Below are 15,562 nucleotides of genomic sequence, written 5' to 3' on the forward strand. Positions count from 1 at the left end.
GTCGAAGCCGGGCTGGTCCGTACCTTTGCGAGAAACCCCCAGCGGATCGGCTGCCCCTCGCCAGCTACGGTGCCGTGCAGCGACCCCAGCAATGCCGAGCGCAGCGTGCCTATGACTGAGTCAACGTCCGCTGTCGGTCACGGGGTGGCCCGTCCTGCCGCCGACCCTATTGCGCCGAGGAAACGCCACGCGTCATCGCACGGTCAGGCCCACCGGAGGTTCACGAAATGCGCCCGGTCGCCAGCACGGCGCGAGCATCGAAGGTCAGCGTCCCCTCGGCACACATCGTGCGGGCCGTCTCGAAGAAGAGCTCCCGCATCCGGGCCCTCACCTCGGCTGATTGAGCAAGGTACGTCATGCCCGGCGTCGCCACGCCGGCCGTGATGCCCGCCCACAGGTCCTCGGGCGTCACCGTCCACGTCCAGCTGATGTCGGTGGATCGGACATCGTCGAGCCCGCCGCGGCGAAGAGGGAACCGAGGCCCCGGCGGGTTCGCTCGAAGTCCTGATAGGCAGGTAGGGACTGGTCAGGCAGCGGCGACAGATCGGGGAGGGAGAGCACCTCGCGGAGCAAGGGGCCGAATCCTGCGCCACCGGCGGGCCAGATCGTCGCCGCCACGATCCCGTCACGACGGCAGACGCGGGACAGCTCGCGCATCGACGCGCACGGCGCCTCGACGTGATTGATGACGAAATTGGCCGTCACGATGTCGAAGCTGCCGGAGCAGAAAGGGAGTTCAGGCAGCGCTGCTTTCAGAGTGGCCACGTCGGGTGCCGAACAGCGGGTGAGTTCGCACATCGTCGCGTCCGCGTCGCACGCGACGACCGCACGACCGTTCTCTGACGCGGCAGCGGCCAAGCGACCGTCGCCGCACCCGACGTCGAGATGGCGCAGACGTCGTCGCTGTGGCCGCGCTGGTCCATTCGTTGCGGCGAGGAGCGGCCCGGTGGCGCCCGCGCAAGCCCGTGCAAACGATCGGCGGTAGCCCTCCGCGACGTCGGCCCAGTCCCTCATCGCCCGGCGGGCGTGCAGATGCAGTGACGGTTGCCGTCGGCGTCCTCGACGACCCAGAACGACGGGGCGTGGGCGTCGCTGACGAGGCGGCCGCCGGCATCGAGAACGGCTGCCAGCCGCTGCTCGGCGGCCTCCGCCGCCACCCAGACGTCGAAGTGCCAACGCTGCTCGTGATCCGCCGGCGGGAGCTGGGAATCGTCGGCCGCATCGCCATCGGGGGAGTCTGCATCATCCGGGGCCTGCCACCACACCGTCGGCGTCTGGCCGCTCGGGTCGACGGGCTCACCGTCACGCAGCGGCGCAGCGAAGAGCGCCGAGTAGAACGGAGCGACCTCGTCCGCGTGTGCAGTGTCGAGCCCCGGATCGATCTGGGTGAGACCGGCCACGCCCGGTTCGAGGCCCAGGTGCGCCGCGTGCTCGGCGCTCAACCTCGCCATCCGTAGATCGCGGCTCGTGATGCCGCGGACGTCATGGCTGACGAGGCTGACGATGACGTCCCCGTACGTCAGGGTGACGTCGGGATGGTGATCCCACCGTTCCGCCGACTCGCCGATGAGGTTCACGAGCCGCAACCCCGTCGCGAAGTCGCCAGTGCGGTAGCGCGCCCGCAGTGACCCCATGATCTGCGTCCACCCGGCCGGGGCCTGCGCGGCCACCTCCGCCGCCGTCAGGGTGCGCATCGGATCGGGCCGCCCGCCGGGACGCTGCGTCATGTCGTCGCTCATGGCTCCAGTCGACCACACCCGCGCCCGTGCTGGGAGCGTGTCGGTCGCCTCGGTTCCGCCGTGCCCAGCACCGCGGGCGACTGCGTGAGGTGCAGCGTCGGCTCCCACGCTTGAGCGCCGGAACTGCTAGCAGCTCCTCGAGCACGTGGCTCGGTTCCACACCGCGATGCGCCTCACGCACCCACGACGTCGTCGCCCGCCCCGTCCCGCCGCCTCACCCCCGCCGGTCGCGCGCAGACGTCGGTTCGTCGATGCCTTCGCGCAACAGCGGGTCGATACGGTAGGGGATGACGCGGCGCAGGTAGACGCTCGTGCGGGTTCGAGTGACGCCGGGGCACAGGCGGATCTCCTCGCTGACGCGATAGAGGTCGTCAGGGTCGCGCGCGACGACGCGCACGAGCAGGTCCGTCTCGCCGGCCGGCGCGAAGCACTCGAGCACCTCGGGGATTTGCGCCAACCCGTCGATCGCGCCCGAGATGTCGTGCTGATCCAGCTCGACCGCCACCATCGCGCTCATGGGCCGTCCGAGCGTCGCCGGGTCGACGCGCGCACTGTTGAGTCGCAGGATGCCGCGCTCGCGAAACCGCTCCAGCCGCGCGTGCACCGTGCCGCGCGCCAGGCCGCAACGCTGCGCGAGCGCCATCGTCGTCATACGCGGGTCCTCGTCGAGAGCGAGCAGGAGCAGCCGATCCGTCTCGTCGAGCTGCGGCGGTGAGGTCGGGCGCGGCGACCCAGATGACGTCGCGGTCGCGGACGTCGTCGCCGTGCGTGGCCCCGTGTCTGTTTGTCGAGCTGCGCCGCGTCGGGCGTGGGAGCGTCGATCCATGATCATCCTCGTTCCAGTCGTGACGCGTGCTCAGCGCACCGCATCCATGGCCTGAAGCACAGTGCAGTGCGCTGCCCCGCGCAGGTCGCACGAGCAGTTCACGCCCACCCGAGCCTGACGCTGGAAGGGCCCGGTGCCTGCCGACCTGGGCGTCGTGGCCAAGCAACGACGCATGACGCCCCGCCACCTTGATCATAATGACCAATCAAGGCGGTGGGTGTTGCGCAGCATGATCGACATTGCAAGAGTTGAGGCATCGCGTTCGACGCGCTCACCACCCCGAGTGCGCGAACCGGCAGGTGACTCGGAGCCCCACCACGGCCCGAACAGCCGCGCACCACCACCCTGGGTGAGCACGCCACGAAGCGACCGAGGCCGGCTCCCGCACACTGCGGGAAGCCGGCCTCGTCGTCATCGGGCGAGTTCTCGGGCGCGCCTGGTCGCAGGTGACGGCCGAGCAGTGGCCGCTACTTCACGTGCCGATCGTGCGCGAGGCGCGCTGCACCGACGATGCCGGCGGCGTTCTCGAGCTTGGCGGGCACGATGGGCGTGCGGATGTCGAGCAGTGGCAGGAACTTCTCGGCCTTCTTCGACACGCCACCGCCGACGACGAACAGGTCGGGCCACAGCAGGTTCTCCAGCGAGGTGTAGTACTTCGTGAGTCGCTTGGCCCACTTGCCGTACGACAGTTCCTCGCGCTCCTTCGCCGAGTGAGCGGCCCGCGTCTCGGCGTCGTGGCCCTCGACCTCGATGTGGCCGAGCTCAGAGTTCGGTACGAGCACACCGTCGTTGATGACGGCGGTGCCGATGCCGGTGCCGAGCGTCGTGACGAGCACGAGCCCGTCCGTGTCCTTCGCCGCGCCGTAGAAGTTCTCTGCAATGCCGGCCGCGTCGGCGTCGTTGACCACGAGCACGTCGCGCCCGATATGCGCCGAGATGAGCTCTTCGGCGTTCGTCCCGATCCACGCCTTGTCGATGTTCGCGGCCGTACGCACGACGCCGTGCTGCACGACGCCGGGAATCGTCACGCCGATCGGTTCGTCGCCGATCATGTCGGCGAAGTGCTCGACGATCTGGGCGATGACGTCCGCGACAGCGTCAGGCGAGGCACCCGCGGGCGTCTCGAAACGGATGCGCTCCGAAGCGAACGCGCCCTTGTCGAGGTCGACGGGGGCACCCTTGATGCCGGTTCCGCCGACGTCGATGCCGAGGGGATAGGACGTGCGGGTCATGCTCGGGCTCCTTGATCAACTGCAGGGGAATCGCACTGCACGGGACGGGGCCACCGACATCTCGCGTGCGGCGACGAACTCGTCGACAGCCTAACCGCGCCGCCCGTCAGCCCTCGTGCGCAGGCGCTGGGCCTGCGGCAACGTCAGTCGACGCTGGTGAGGATCTGCGGGCCCGTCTCGGTGATGACGAGGGTGTTCTCGAACTGCGCCGAACGCGAGCCGTCGGCCGTCACGACCGTCCAGCCGTCGTCCCATGTCGGGGCCGACTCGCCCGAACCCAGGTTGAGCATGGGCTCGACCGTGAAGACCATGCCCACCTCGATGACGTCGTCGTAGTGGGGCGCCGCGTCGTAATGCGGGATGATGAGGCCGTTGTGGAACTCGGTGCCGATGCCGTGGCCCGTGTAGTCACGCACGACGCCGTAGCCGAACCGCTTCGCGTACTGCTCGATGACACGGCCGATGATGTTGACCTGCCGCCCCGGCTTCGCGGCGCGGATGCCGCGCATCATCGCCTCCTTCGTGCGTTCGACGAGCAGGCGCGACTCGTCGTCGACGTCGCCGCACAGGTATGTCGCGCAGTTGTCGCCGTGCACGCCGTCCTTGTAGGCCGTGACGTCGAGCTTCACGATGTCGCCGTCCTCGAGCACCGTCGAGTCGGGGATGCCGTGGCAGATGACCTCGTTGACGCTCGTGCACAGCGACTTCGGGAAGCCGAGGTAGTCGAGCGTCGAGGGGTAGGCGCCGTGGTCGAGCATGTACTCGTGGGCGATGCGGTCGAGCTCGTCGGTCGTGACACCGGGGGCGACGGCCTTGCCCGCCTCCTCCATCGCGCCCGCGGCGATGCGCCCGGCGACGCGCAGGCGTTCGATCGTCTCCGCGTCCTTGACGTACGACTCGAAGCCCTCGCGCGCCTCGTCGCGCCCGACGTACTCGGGGCGGGCGATCTTCTGAGGCACGCTGCGGCGCGGGCTGATCGTGCCCGCGGTGATCGTGCGGCCGGACGTGGTCGTGGAGCGCGTCGTCGTCATAGGGTTGAGTCTAGAGGCCGGGTCCGACAGGGCTCGGCGCCCGCACAAGACGCGCCCGCAGGCGCGAGGAGGTGAGCCGTCATGGCCTACTGGTACAACGTCAACACCGGTGCCGTGGAGCAGGGGGAGGAGACCAACGCCAAGAGCGACATGCTCGGCCCCTACGCCACCGAGGCCGCGGCGCGCGACGCCATCGAATCCGCGCACAAGCGCAGCGAGGAGTGGGACGCTGAAGAGCGTCGTTTCAACGGCGACGACTGACGCACCCATCCACGCGCGACGGGCCGCATCCCACGAGGGATGCGGCCCGTCGTCATGATCTGGCGCGGCGTGATGCGGCTGATCCGACGCGCGCATCTGGCCAGGAATGTCACCGTTGCCTGCCGGGTAGGGCCGCCCATGAGCCCCACGTGAGACGCTGACGCGCCCCACGCCATCGACGCATAGCATCGCAATGCAACGACGGGTGCGAAGAAGGGGAGCACAGGTGAGCGAGCTCGGGTTCGATCTGCGGCGGCTCGCGATCCCCGCCTATGGCCCGACGCTGCTGTTCGGTGCCGCTGAGGGCGCCATCCTGCCCGTCATCCCCTCGACGGCCGTGGCGCGCGGCGCGTCGGTGGCGCTCGCGGCTTTCGTCGCGATGCTCATCGGGCTCGGCTCGCTCGTGTCGAACATCCCCGCCTCACTCATCACGCAGCGCCTCGGCGAACGTCGCGCGCTCGTGCTCGCGGGCGTCGTCACGGCCGCGGGATGCCTGCTGTGCCTCGCGCCGAGCCTCGTCGCGCTCATGCTCGGTGTCGTCATCATCGGCATGGCGTCGTCGGTCTACATGCTCGCGCGCCAGAAGTACCTGACGGAGGCCGTCCCGCCCACGCACCGGGCGCGCGCGTTGTCGCTGCTCGGCGGCGTGGGTCGCATCGGCATGTTCGTCGGCCCCCTCGTCGGCGCCGCCCTCATCGGAGTGTTCGGCGGGCGTTCCGTCTTCGTCCTCGCCATCGTCTTCCTCGCGCTCGCGACGTGGTGCGCGCTGCTCATGGAGGATGTCGAGCGGGCCGGAACCGGGCCCGTCGAACGGGTCTCCACCCGCACCGTCGCACGCTCGTTCGCGCGCGTGCTGCTGACGGCCGGGCTCGGCGTCCTGCTCGTGTCGGCCGTGCGCGCGACACGGCAGGTCGTCATCCCGCTGTGGTGCACGCACATCGGCCTCGACGAGCAGTCGACGAGCGCCATCTACGGGATCGCGGGCGGCATCGACATGCTCGTGTTCTACCCGGCCGGCAAGGTCATGGACGTGCGGGGGCGCGCCGCCGTCGCCGTACCGTCGATGCTCATCATGGCCGCAGCCCTCGTCGCGCTGCCGTTCGCCCACACCTTCGCCGCGGTGCTCGCCGCGAGCTGCGCGCTCGGGTTCGGCAACGGCATCGGCTCTGGCATGGTGATGACGCTCGGCGCCGACTTCTCGCCCGACGTCGGACGCGCGCCGTTCCTCGGCCTGTGGCGCCAGCTCAGTGACACCGGTTCGACGATCGGGCCGCTCGCCCTGTCCGGCATGACGGCGCTGGCCGGCCTGAGCGCCGCCGTCGTCGTGAACGCGATCTTCGGCGTCCTCGCCGCCGCGATGCTCGCCTACTGGCCCGCCAAGCTCATGCGCGCCGGATGGGGTGCCGCCCGGCCCGAACCTGACGCCGCCGACTCAGCACCCTCACACCAGCGCTGACATACCCGATCCTCTCGCGTCCCGCGCGAACGACGAGCGCGGGCGTCAGCTCTCGAAGCTGTGCTCGGGCGCCGGGAACGTGCCGGAGGCGACGTCTTCGCGGTAGGTGCGCGCCGCGTCGAGCAGCACGCTGCGCACGTCGGCGAACTTCTTGGCGAAGCGCGGATAGCGGCCGTCACGCAGGCCGGCGAAGTCGGTCCACACGAGCACCTGACCGTCGCATCCGGCGCCGGCGCCGATGCCGATCGTCGGCACGCGCAGCGCGTCCGTCACCTGCTGCGCGACGGGCGCCGGCACCATCTCCATGAGCACGCAGAAAGCCCCCGCGTCCTGCAGCGCCCGCGCCTCGGCGACCATGCGCTCGGCGTCGTCGCCGCGGCCCTGGACTCGGTACCCGCCGAGCGTGTGCTCGCTCTGCGGCGTGAACCCGATGTGCGCGATGACGGGGATGCCGCCGCGCACGAGATGCTCGACGGTGGGCGCCATGTGCGCCCCGCCCTCGAGCTTGACCGCGTGAGCGCGCCCTTCCTTCATGAGTCGCGCGGCGCTCGCGAACGCCTGCTGCGGCGATTCCTGGTAGCTGCCGAACGGCAGATCCGCGACGACGAGGGCGTGCTGCGCAGCGCCGCTGACGGCACGCACGAGGGGGATGAGTTCGTCGAGGGTGACGGGCAGCGTCGTGTCGTAACCGAGCACGTTGTTGCCCGCCGAGTCGCCGACGAGGAGCGTCTCGATGCCGGCCTCGTCGAAGATCTCGGCCGTGTACATGTCGTAGGAGGTGAGCATCGAGAAACGCTCACCGCGCTCCTTCAACTGCTGCAGCGTGACGGTGCGGATGCGCTTGCGTTCGGCGGTGCGGTACGGGGCGGCCTCTTCACTCATGGCTCCAGCGTAATCAGCAGCCGTTGGAGCCGTTCCCATCCGCTGGCGGGGGCGGATCGTGATAGCACCCTTCGTTACGCAAATGTTGTAAGCGACATCACCGTTCGCTGAGGGGAGGCTGGGTATCTTCACAGTGTTCACGTGCTGGACGTGGGCGCCCTTCTGCTCCTGGAGTACTCATGACACATCGTCGTTCGAACACGCCGCGCATGGCCGCGGCTCTCGTCGGCACGGTGACGGCCTTCGGTCTCATCGCAGCCCCGGTCGCCTCCGCCAACAACGCCCCGCCCGCAGGCGAGGGCCAGACCCGCGTCGGCAAGTCCGACGACCGTCCGAACCCGCTCGCGGAGAAGAAGGCCGACCTGCGTGACGCCGCCGTCAGCGCTCTCGTCACGGGCAAGGCGGCCACGAAGAAGGTCAACGGCAAGCGCGTCATCGAGGTCAAGGGCAAGGACAAGAAGGGCAAGACGAAGCCGCGTTACGTCCAGTACGACGTCAACCAGAAGGCGAACATCCTGAGCTTCCTCGTCGAGTTCGGTGACCAGACGAAGCCCGCCGCCGGTGGCGCGCCCGGCCCGCTGCACAACAAGATCGCCCAGCCCGACCGCAAGATGGACGGCGGCGCGACCGACAACAACAGCACGATCTGGAAGGCCGACTTCAACCGTCAGCACTACTTCGACATGATGTTCGGCAGCTCGGAGTCGTTCAAGGACTTCTACTCCAAGCAGTCGAACGGCCGCTTCGACGTCGAGGGCGACGTGAGCGACTGGGTCAAGGTGCCTTTCAACGAGGCGCGCTACGGCCACAACCCCGTCTCGGGTGATGGCACGAGCGAGGCCGAGGGCTCCTGGTCCTTCATCGCCGACAGCGCCACGGCGTGGGTCAACGCGCAGAAGGCAGCGGGCAAGAGCGACGCCCAGATCAAGGCGTACCTGCAGAGCTTCGACAAGTGGGACCGTTACGACTACGACGGCGACGGCAACTTCGACGAGCCCGACGGCTACATCGACCACTTCCAGGCCATCCACGCCGGCGAGGGCGAAGAGGCCGGCGGTGGCGCCCAGGGTGATGACGCCATCTGGAGCCACCGCTGGTACGCGTACCAGAACCTCGCGGGCAAGGCCGGCCCGTCGCAGAACAAGCTCGGTGGTGTGCCGCTCGGCGACACGGGCCTGTGGATCGGTGACTACACGACCGAGCCGGAGAACGGTGGTCTCGGTGTCTTCACGCACGAGTTCGGTCACGACCTCGGCCTGCCGGACCTGTACGACACGACGAACAAGGCTCAGAACGACGTCTCGTACTGGTCGCTCATGAGCGCCGGTTCGTGGCTCGGCGACGGCAAGACCGACATCGGTTCGCGCCCGGGCTACATGGGTCCGTGGGAGAAGCTGCAGCTCGGCTGGCTCGACGCCACGAAGGTCAGCTACGGCAAGAGCAAGAAGGTCCAGATCGGTCCGAGCGACCGTGACTCGGCGACGCTCGGCCAGGCGGCCCTGATCAACCTGCCAGACAAGACGATCACGACGACGTACAACAAGCCCCAGTCGGGGGCCAACGAGTGGTGGGGCGGCAGCGCCGACAACCTCAACTCGACGTTGACGCGTTCGATCGACCTCACGGGCAAGAAGTCCGCGAGCGTGACGACGGCCGCCTGGTACGACACCGAGGAGGGCTACGACTTCTTCTACGGCGAGGTCAGCACCGACGGTGGCGCCACCTGGGCGCAGGTCGGCAAGGAGGTCTCCGGTGAGAAGAAGAACTGGAGCGACCTCACGTACGACCTGAGCGCTTACGCGGGCAAGAAGGTCGACTTCCGCTTCCGCTACGCGAGTGACGGCGGCGTCCACGGGGCGGGCCCGTTCCTCGACGACATCCGCATCGTCGCCGACGGCGCGACACTGCTGTCGGACGACGTCGAGAAGGGCACGAACGGCTGGGTCGCGAAGGGCTTCACCCTCTCATCGGGCACGACGAGCGAGAAGAAGACGCACTACTACCTCGCAGAGAACCGTCAGTACAACGGCTACGACCGCTACCTCAAGACGGGTCCGTACAACTTCGGTTATCTCAAGCAGCAGGCAGAGCGTGTCGAGCACTTCGCCTTCCAGCCCGGTGTTCTCATGTGGTACGTCGACAACGAGTACGCGAACAACAACGTCTCCGAGCACCCCGGCCACGGCCAGGTGTTGCCCATCGACTCGCACGCGCAGGCGATGAAGTGGAAGGACGGCACGCTCGTGTCGAACAAGCTGCAGCCCTGGGACGCGGTGTTCGGCTCGTCCTCGATGCCGTCGCTGACGCTGCACCGCAACGGTGACGCCACGACGTTCCCGAAGAGCAAGGGCGTGTCGACGTTCGACGACACGAAGGCGACGAACTACTACGACGCCTCCAACCCGACGGGTTCGACGCTGACGGCAGGCAGCGGCGTCCAGGTCACCGTCAGGGGTGTGAGCAAGGACAAGGCGCACCTCGACGTGCTTTTCCGCCGCTGACGCGCTGAGGCGAGCGGCTGAGTCCGACATGTGAGCGGCCCCGGGGATCATCCCCGGGGCCGCTCGTCGTCGGGTGACGCGGTGAGGCAGGATGGCGTCATGAACCGTCAGCAAGAGTTCGTGCTCCGCACGATCGAGGAACGTGACATCCGATTCGTGCGTCTGTGGTTCACGGACGTGCTCGGAACCCTCAAGTCGGTCGCCGTGGCGCCGGCGGAACTCGAGGGGGCGTTCGCCGAGGGCATCGGCTTCGACGGTTCGTCGATCGACGGTCTCGCGCGGGTCTACGAGGCCGACATGCTGCTGCGCCCGGACGCCTCGACGTTCCAGGTGCTGCCGTGGCGCGGCGAGAACCCCGGCACTGCGCGCATGTTCGCCGACATCCTGCTGCCCGACGGCACCCCGAGCCTCGCCGACCCGCGTGACGTGCTGCGCCGCTCGCTGACGAAGGCCGCCGACCTGGGGTTCACCTTCTACACCCATCCCGAGATCGAGTTCTACTTGTTCGAGCAGGACCTTGACCACGGCCGTCCCGTGCCGGTCGACTCGGCCGGGTTCTTCGACCACGTGCCGCACGGCACGGGCCACGACTTCCGGCGCGCCGCCATCACGATGCTCGAGAACATGGGCATCTCCGTGGAGTTCAGTCACCACGAGGGCGGGCCGGGGCAGAACGAGATCGACCTGCGCTACGCCGACGCGTTGTCGATGGCCGACAACATCCAGACGTTCAAGGCCGTCATCAAGGAGGTCGCGCTCGAGCAGGGCATCTTCGCGAGCTTCATGCCGAAGCCGATGGCAGGCCAGCCCGGCAGCGGCATGCACACGCACCTGTCGCTGTTCGAGGGTGACACGAACGCGTTCCACGAGCCGGGTTCGCCGTATCAGCTCTCGCGCACGGGCCGCCAGTTCGTCGCCGGCCTGCTCCACCACGCGCCGGAGTTCACGGCGATCACGAACCAGTTCGTCAACAGCTACAAGCGCATCTGGGGCGGTTCCGAGGCGCCGGCGCACATCTGCTGGGGGCACAACAACCGCAGCGCGATGATCCGCATCCCCATGTACAAGCCCGACAAGGGCCAGAGCACGCGCATCGAGGTGCGCACCCTCGACGCAGCGTGCAACCCCTACCTCGCGTACGCCGTCATGCTGGGCGCAGGCCTCAAGGGCATCGAGCAGGGCATGGAGCTGCCGCCCGAGGCCGAGGACGACGTGTGGACGCTCACCGAGCGCGAGCGTCGCGCCATGGGCATCCGACCGTTGCCGGCCTCGCTCGACGAGGCGATCCGCACGATGGAGGAGAGCGATTTCGTCGCCGAGGTGCTCGGCGAGCACGTCTTCGACTTCGTGCTGCGCAACAAGCACAACGAGTGGGCCGCCTACCGCGACCAGGTGACCGAGTTCGAGATCAAGCAGGATCTGCGCCGGTTGTGAGTCGTACGCAGCAGACCAAGAGTTCCGCGGCCTGGCGCAAGGCGGGCTACACCGACACCGAACGCGCCGGCTCGATGGCCCAGGAGGTCGCCGACCTCGTCCCGACCGACGTCCTGCTCGACGTCACGGGCGCGGTCGCCGACCCCGACCAGGCGCTGCTCGCGTTCGTTCGGTTGCGCGAGGCGCTCGATGCTCCCGGCCGGCGCGCGCTGACGGAGGCGCTGACGCAGCCGCTCGCACGAGCGCGCTTGTTCGGCGTGCTCGGCGCCTCGAGCGCCCTCGGTGATCACCTCGTCGCCAAGCCCGAGCAGTGGCGCGACGTGGTCGCCGCGGAGCGTCGCGACCAGGCGGCGTTCGCTCAGGCGCTCATCGCCGAGATCGACGGGCGGGACGACGACGTCAGCGCCTACGACGCGCTGCGCGTGGCCTACCGTCGTCAGCTCGTGCAGATCGCGGCGCTCGACGTCACCGACGTCCCCGCCAATGTCCTGCCCGCGACGGCAGCGTCACTCGCCGACCTCGCGGGTGCCGCGCTCGAGGCGGGGCTGCACATCGCGACGCAGAGCGTCGAGGGCGCCGAGCAGGCTCGACTCGCCGTCATCGGCATGGGCAAGACGGGCGGGCGCGAGCTCAACTACATCTCCGACGTCGACGTCATCTTCGTCGCGCAGCCCGCGGACGGGGTCGACGAGGACGTCGCCCTGCGCTTCGCTACGGAGCTCGCGACCGAGCTGATGCGCGCTTGCTCGGCGAGCACGGGGGAGGGTTCGCTGTGGCAGGTCGACGCCGCGCTGCGCCCGGAGGGCAAGCAGGGCCCCCTCGTGCGCACCGTCGCGAGCCACCGCAACTACTACGAGCGCTGGGCGAAGGGCTGGGAGTTCCAGGCGCTCCTCAAGGCGCGCCCCATCGCGGGCGACCGTGAGGTCGGCGAGGCCTACATCGCCGCGATGCGGCCGATGGTGTGGCAGGCCAGCAAGCGCGAGAACTTCGTGGAGGACGCGCAGGCGATGCGCCGTCGCGTCGAGTCGCACGTGCCCGTCAGCGAGCAGGCACGCCAGATCAAGCTCGGCCCGGGCGGTCTGCGCGACATCGAGTTCTCCGTGCAACTGCTGCAGCTCGTCCACGGACGCACCGACGAGCGGGTGCGCGCCCGCTCGACGCTCGACGCCCTCGAGGCGCTCAGTTCGTGGGGTTACGTCGGGCGCACGGATGCCTCGGCGCTCGACCGCTCCTACCGTCAGCTGCGCGTGCTCGAGCACCGCATCCAGCTGAGCAAGATGCGTCGCACCCACCTCATGCCGACGTCGAGCGCAGACCTGCGCCGCCTCGGACGCGGCGTCGGGTTGATGCGCGACCCCGACGAGGCCGTCACCGCCCACTGGCAGGAGCTCGCGCGCTCGGTGCGCCGCCTGCACGAGAAGCTGTTCTACCGGCCGCTGCTGTCGGCCGTCGCGCGTCTCGACGACGATGAGGCGAAGTTGTCGGACGAGGGCGCGCGCGATCGTCTCGCCGCGCTCGGTTACGCCGACCCGAGCGGCGCGCTGCGCCACCTGCAGGCGCTGACGTCGGGGCTGTCGCGGCGTGCGCAGATCCAGCGCACGCTCATGCCCGTCATCCTGCAGTGGCTCGCCGACGGCCCGACCCCCGACGCCGGGCTGCTCGCCTACCGCCGCATCAGTGACGAGCTCGGCACCTCGCACTGGTACCTCAACACACTGCGCGAGGGCAGCACCGCGGAACTGTTCGCCGAGGTGCTGTCGAAGTCGCGCTACGTCTCGGAACTGCTCGAACGCGCGCCCGAGAGCGTCAAGCTGTTCGCCGACCCTGCGCTGCGCGTGCCGCGTGACGAGAAGGCGATCAGCGCGACGATGACGTCCGTCGCCGGTCGCCACGACGACGTCGACAAGGCGATGCTCGCGGCGCGCACCGTCCGCCGCACCGAGCTGACGCGCATCGCCATCGCCGACGTGCTCGGCGAACTCGACCTCGAGGGCGTCGAGAAGGCCCTCACCGACGTCATGGCCGCGATGCTGCAGACCGGGCTCGACCTCGCATGGCGCGCCGTCTGCGATGACTCGGACGCACGCCTCACCGACGTCACGATCATCGGTATGGGACGCTTCGGCGGGCGTGAGCTCGGCTACAGCTCCGACGCCGACGTCATGTACGTCCACCGCCCGCGCGACGGCGCCGACGCCGGTGCTGCGCAGGACCAGGCGCTCGCCGTCGTCACCGAGTTGCGACGCCTCGCGGCGCTCGCCGGGCCAGATCCGAAGCTCGAGATCGACGCGGCGCTGCGTCCCGAGGGCAAGCAGGGCCCCCTGGTGCGTTCCCTCGACTCCTACGCCTCGTACTACGAGCGCTGGTCGGAGGGCTGGGAGGCCCAGGCGTTGCTGCGCGCCTACCCGCTCGCCGGTGACGCCGACCTGGGCCGCGCCTTCGTCGACCTCGTCGATCCGCTGCGCTGGCCCGAGGGCGGCATCAGTGACGCCGCGGTGCGTCGCATCCGCACGCTCAAGGCGCGGATGGAGGCCGAGCGCATTCCCCGCGGGGCCGATCCGCGCACCCACTTCAAGCTGGGGCGCGGCGGGTTGTCCGACGTCGAGTGGTGCGTGCAACTGCACCAGTTGCAGCACGCCCACGCCCACCCACAGTTGCGTCGGACCGGCACGATCTCGACGCTGCGGCTGCTCGCCGAGCTCGAGCTCATGGACGCCCACGACGCCGAGGTACTCGCCGACGCGTGGACCTTCGCCTCCCGGGTGCGCAACGCCTCGGTGCTGTGGCGCGGCCGCCCCGTCGAGTCGCTGCCGAGCGACCTGCGCGACGCGGAGGGCATCGCGACGCTGCTCGGACTGCCCGCCGGTGACGGTCGTCAGCTCGGCGAGGAGTACCGCAAGGTCTCGCGGCGCGCCCGGCTCGTCGTCGACCGCGTGTTCTACGGTGAGGATCCTCACAACAGCACCGGACCGAGCTTCCGACGCTGAGACGGGCGGGCAGGCGCTCGGTGCCGCCGCCTAGAATGGAGCGGTGATTTCGCGTCGTGACCTTCGTGGTTCAGCCCTGACCTCCCTCGATGCACGCGGCCTGCGCGATGCGCTGCCGCGCGCACAGTTCGACATTGAGGCGGCCCTCGACGTCGTGCGTCCGCTGTGCGAGCAGGTGCGCCATGACGGGGCCGACGCGCTGCGCGAGCTGGGGGAGCGATTCGACAAGGTGCGTCCGACGCACCTGCGGGTGCCCGCGGAGGTGCTCGCAGCCGCCGAAGCGCAGCTCGACCCCGCGATCAAGGACGCCCTCGTCGAAGCCATCCGCCGCGTGCGGATCGTCCACGCCGCGCAGGCGCGCGAGGACGTCACGACGCAGGTGAGCGACGGCGGCAGCGTCACCGAACGTTGGATCCCCGTCGAGCGCGTCGGGCTCTACGTGCCCGGCGGCCTCGCCGTGTACCCTAGCTCGGTCGTCATGAACGTCGTGCCCGCGCAGGTCGCGGGCGTCGACTCGGTCGCCGTCGCGAGCCCGCCGCAGGCGCAGAACACCGGCGAGTTCGCCGGTTACCCGCACCCGACGATCCTCGCCGCGTGCTCCCTGCTCGGCGTCGACGAGGTGTACGCCGTCGGCGGCGCGCAGGCCGTCGCGATGTTCGCCTACGGCGCACGGGAGAAGGATGGCACGAGCGTGTGCGAGCCCGTCGACCTCGTCACCGGCCCGGGCAACATCTACGTCGCAGCCGCGAAGCGCCTGCTCAAGGGCCTCATCGGCATCGACGCCGAGGCGGGCCCGACGGAGATCGGCATCCTCGCCGACGACACCGCGGACGCCGAGCACGTCGCCGCAGACCTCATCAGCCAGGCCGAGCACGACAACCTCGCGGCCTCCGTCCTCGTCACCGACTCGACGCGCCTCGCCGACGACGTCGAGGCAGCCCTCGAGCGCCGCGCCCGCGCGACGAAGCACAGCGAGCGCGTGCTCACGGCCCTCGGCGGTCCGCAGTCGGCCATCGTCCTCGTCGACGACGTCACGGCCGGGCTGCGCGTCGTCGACGCCTACGGCGCCGAGCACCTCGAGATCCACACCGCCAGCTCGCGCGAGGACGCGCTGCGCGTGCGCAACGCGGGTGCTATCTTCGTCGGCACCTACTCGCCCGTCAGCCTCGGCGACTACGCCGCCGGGTCGAACCACGTCCTGCCGACCGGCGGG

Annotated in this window: 13 protein-coding genes; 6 read left to right on the forward strand and 7 right to left on the reverse strand. The window is 69.6% G+C overall.

The window, feature by feature from the left end:
* Positions 1-220 precede the first annotated feature (220 nt).
* From AX669_RS08580 to map, 6 genes are all read right to left on the reverse strand, one after another.
* The gene (locus AX669_RS08580) at positions 221-412 is read right to left on the reverse strand and encodes a hypothetical protein (RefSeq protein WP_006944248.1); all 192 of its coding nucleotides are present in this window, start codon (positions 410-412) and stop codon (positions 221-223) included.
* Positions 409-1,014, reverse strand: coding sequence for a bifunctional 2-polyprenyl-6-hydroxyphenol methylase/3-demethylubiquinol 3-O-methyltransferase UbiG (locus AX669_RS08585; RefSeq protein WP_082740746.1), 606 nt, complete (start codon positions 1,012-1,014; stop codon positions 409-411). Before AX669_RS08585 ends, AX669_RS08580 begins: the two co-directional genes overlap by 4 nt.
* Complete coding sequence (locus AX669_RS08590) at positions 1,011-1,739, reverse strand: 4a-hydroxytetrahydrobiopterin dehydratase (RefSeq protein ID WP_062257832.1); 729 nt, start codon at positions 1,737-1,739, stop codon at positions 1,011-1,013. Before AX669_RS08590 ends, AX669_RS08585 begins: the two co-directional genes overlap by 4 nt.
* 214 nt (positions 1,740-1,953) lie before the next feature.
* Positions 1,954-2,565, reverse strand: coding sequence for an Lrp/AsnC family transcriptional regulator (locus AX669_RS08595; protein ID WP_006944270.1), 612 nt, complete (start codon positions 2,563-2,565; stop codon positions 1,954-1,956).
* Positions 2,566-3,032: 467 nt separating this feature from the next.
* Positions 3,033-3,797 (reverse strand): polyphosphate--glucose phosphotransferase, encoded by a 765-nt coding sequence (gene ppgK, locus AX669_RS08600; RefSeq protein WP_006944296.1) that lies wholly within the window; start codon positions 3,795-3,797, stop codon positions 3,033-3,035.
* 143 nt (positions 3,798-3,940) lie between these two features.
* Positions 3,941-4,828, reverse strand: a complete 888-nt coding sequence (map, locus tag AX669_RS08605) for a type I methionyl aminopeptidase (protein ID WP_006944215.1) — start codon at positions 4,826-4,828, stop codon at positions 3,941-3,943.
* 81 nt (positions 4,829-4,909) lie between these two features.
* On the opposite strand from map, the gene AX669_RS08610 reads away from it, so the two are divergent.
* On the forward strand, positions 4,910-5,089 hold the full coding sequence (locus AX669_RS08610) for a hypothetical protein (protein ID WP_006944217.1): 180 nt from the start codon (positions 4,910-4,912) through the stop codon (positions 5,087-5,089).
* A 193-nt stretch (positions 5,090-5,282) separates the two neighbouring features.
* Positions 5,283-6,545 carry an MFS transporter gene (locus AX669_RS08615; RefSeq protein ID WP_006944312.1) on the forward strand — a complete coding sequence of 421 codons (1,263 nt, stop codon included), beginning with the start codon at positions 5,283-5,285 and terminating at the stop codon, positions 6,543-6,545.
* A 45-nt stretch (positions 6,546-6,590) separates the two neighbouring features.
* Here the strand turns inward: AX669_RS08615 and panB are convergent, their stop codons facing one another.
* Positions 6,591-7,427 (reverse strand): 3-methyl-2-oxobutanoate hydroxymethyltransferase, encoded by an 837-nt coding sequence (panB, locus tag AX669_RS08620; protein WP_050786456.1) that lies wholly within the window; start codon positions 7,425-7,427, stop codon positions 6,591-6,593.
* Between the two features lie 179 nt (positions 7,428-7,606).
* Between panB and AX669_RS08625 the strand changes: the two genes are divergently transcribed.
* The 4 genes from AX669_RS08625 to hisD all read left to right on the forward strand — a co-directional run.
* Positions 7,607-9,928: an immune inhibitor A domain-containing protein gene (locus AX669_RS08625; RefSeq protein WP_006944302.1), complete on the forward strand. Its 2,322-nt coding sequence runs from the start codon at positions 7,607-7,609 to the stop codon at positions 9,926-9,928.
* A gap of 99 nt (positions 9,929-10,027) precedes the next feature.
* Complete coding sequence (gene glnA / locus AX669_RS08630) at positions 10,028-11,362, forward strand: type I glutamate--ammonia ligase (protein WP_006944201.1); 1,335 nt, start codon at positions 10,028-10,030, stop codon at positions 11,360-11,362.
* Positions 11,359-14,349, forward strand: a complete 2,991-nt coding sequence (locus AX669_RS08635; protein WP_062257836.1) for a bifunctional [glutamine synthetase] adenylyltransferase/[glutamine synthetase]-adenylyl-L-tyrosine phosphorylase — start codon at positions 11,359-11,361, stop codon at positions 14,347-14,349. Before glnA ends, AX669_RS08635 begins: the two co-directional genes overlap by 4 nt.
* Before the next feature lie 43 nt (positions 14,350-14,392).
* The coding region (hisD, locus tag AX669_RS08640; protein ID WP_062257850.1) for a histidinol dehydrogenase at positions 14,393-15,562 on the forward strand (1,170 nt) is incomplete at its 3' end.

The sequence above is a fragment of the Dermacoccus sp. CCH2-D9 genome, from assembly GCF_001556795.1.
GTDB classification, from domain to species: Bacteria; Actinomycetota; Actinomycetes; order Actinomycetales; family Dermatophilaceae; genus Dermacoccus; species Dermacoccus nishinomiyaensis.

What these genes read in the sequence shown, in the direction of transcription:
- AX669_RS08585 (WP_082740746.1), bottom strand. Translation starts at nt 1,014, where the DNA reads ATGAGGGACTGGGCCGACGTCGCGGAGGGCTACCGCCGATCGTTTGCA.
- AX669_RS08590 (WP_062257832.1), bottom strand. Translation starts at nt 1,739, where the DNA reads ATGAGCGACGACATGACGCAGCGTCCCGGCGGGCGGCCCGATCCGATG.
- AX669_RS08595 (WP_006944270.1), bottom strand. Translation starts at nt 2,565, where the DNA reads ATGGATCGACGCTCCCACGCCCGACGCGGCGCAGCTCGACAAACAGAC.
- ppgK (WP_006944296.1), bottom strand. Translation starts at nt 3,797, where the DNA reads ATGACCCGCACGTCCTATCCCCTCGGCATCGACGTCGGCGGAACCGGC.
- map (WP_006944215.1), bottom strand. Translation starts at nt 4,828, where the DNA reads ATGACGACGACGCGCTCCACGACCACGTCCGGCCGCACGATCACCGCG.
- AX669_RS08610 (WP_006944217.1), top strand. Translation starts at nt 4,910, where the DNA reads ATGGCCTACTGGTACAACGTCAACACCGGTGCCGTGGAGCAGGGGGAG.
- AX669_RS08615 (WP_006944312.1), top strand. Translation starts at nt 5,283, where the DNA reads ATGCAACGACGGGTGCGAAGAAGGGGAGCACAGGTGAGCGAGCTCGGG.
- panB (WP_050786456.1), bottom strand. Translation starts at nt 7,427, where the DNA reads ATGAGTGAAGAGGCCGCCCCGTACCGCACCGCCGAACGCAAGCGCATC.
- AX669_RS08625 (WP_006944302.1), top strand. Translation starts at nt 7,607, where the DNA reads ATGACACATCGTCGTTCGAACACGCCGCGCATGGCCGCGGCTCTCGTC.
- glnA (WP_006944201.1), top strand. Translation starts at nt 10,028, where the DNA reads ATGAACCGTCAGCAAGAGTTCGTGCTCCGCACGATCGAGGAACGTGAC.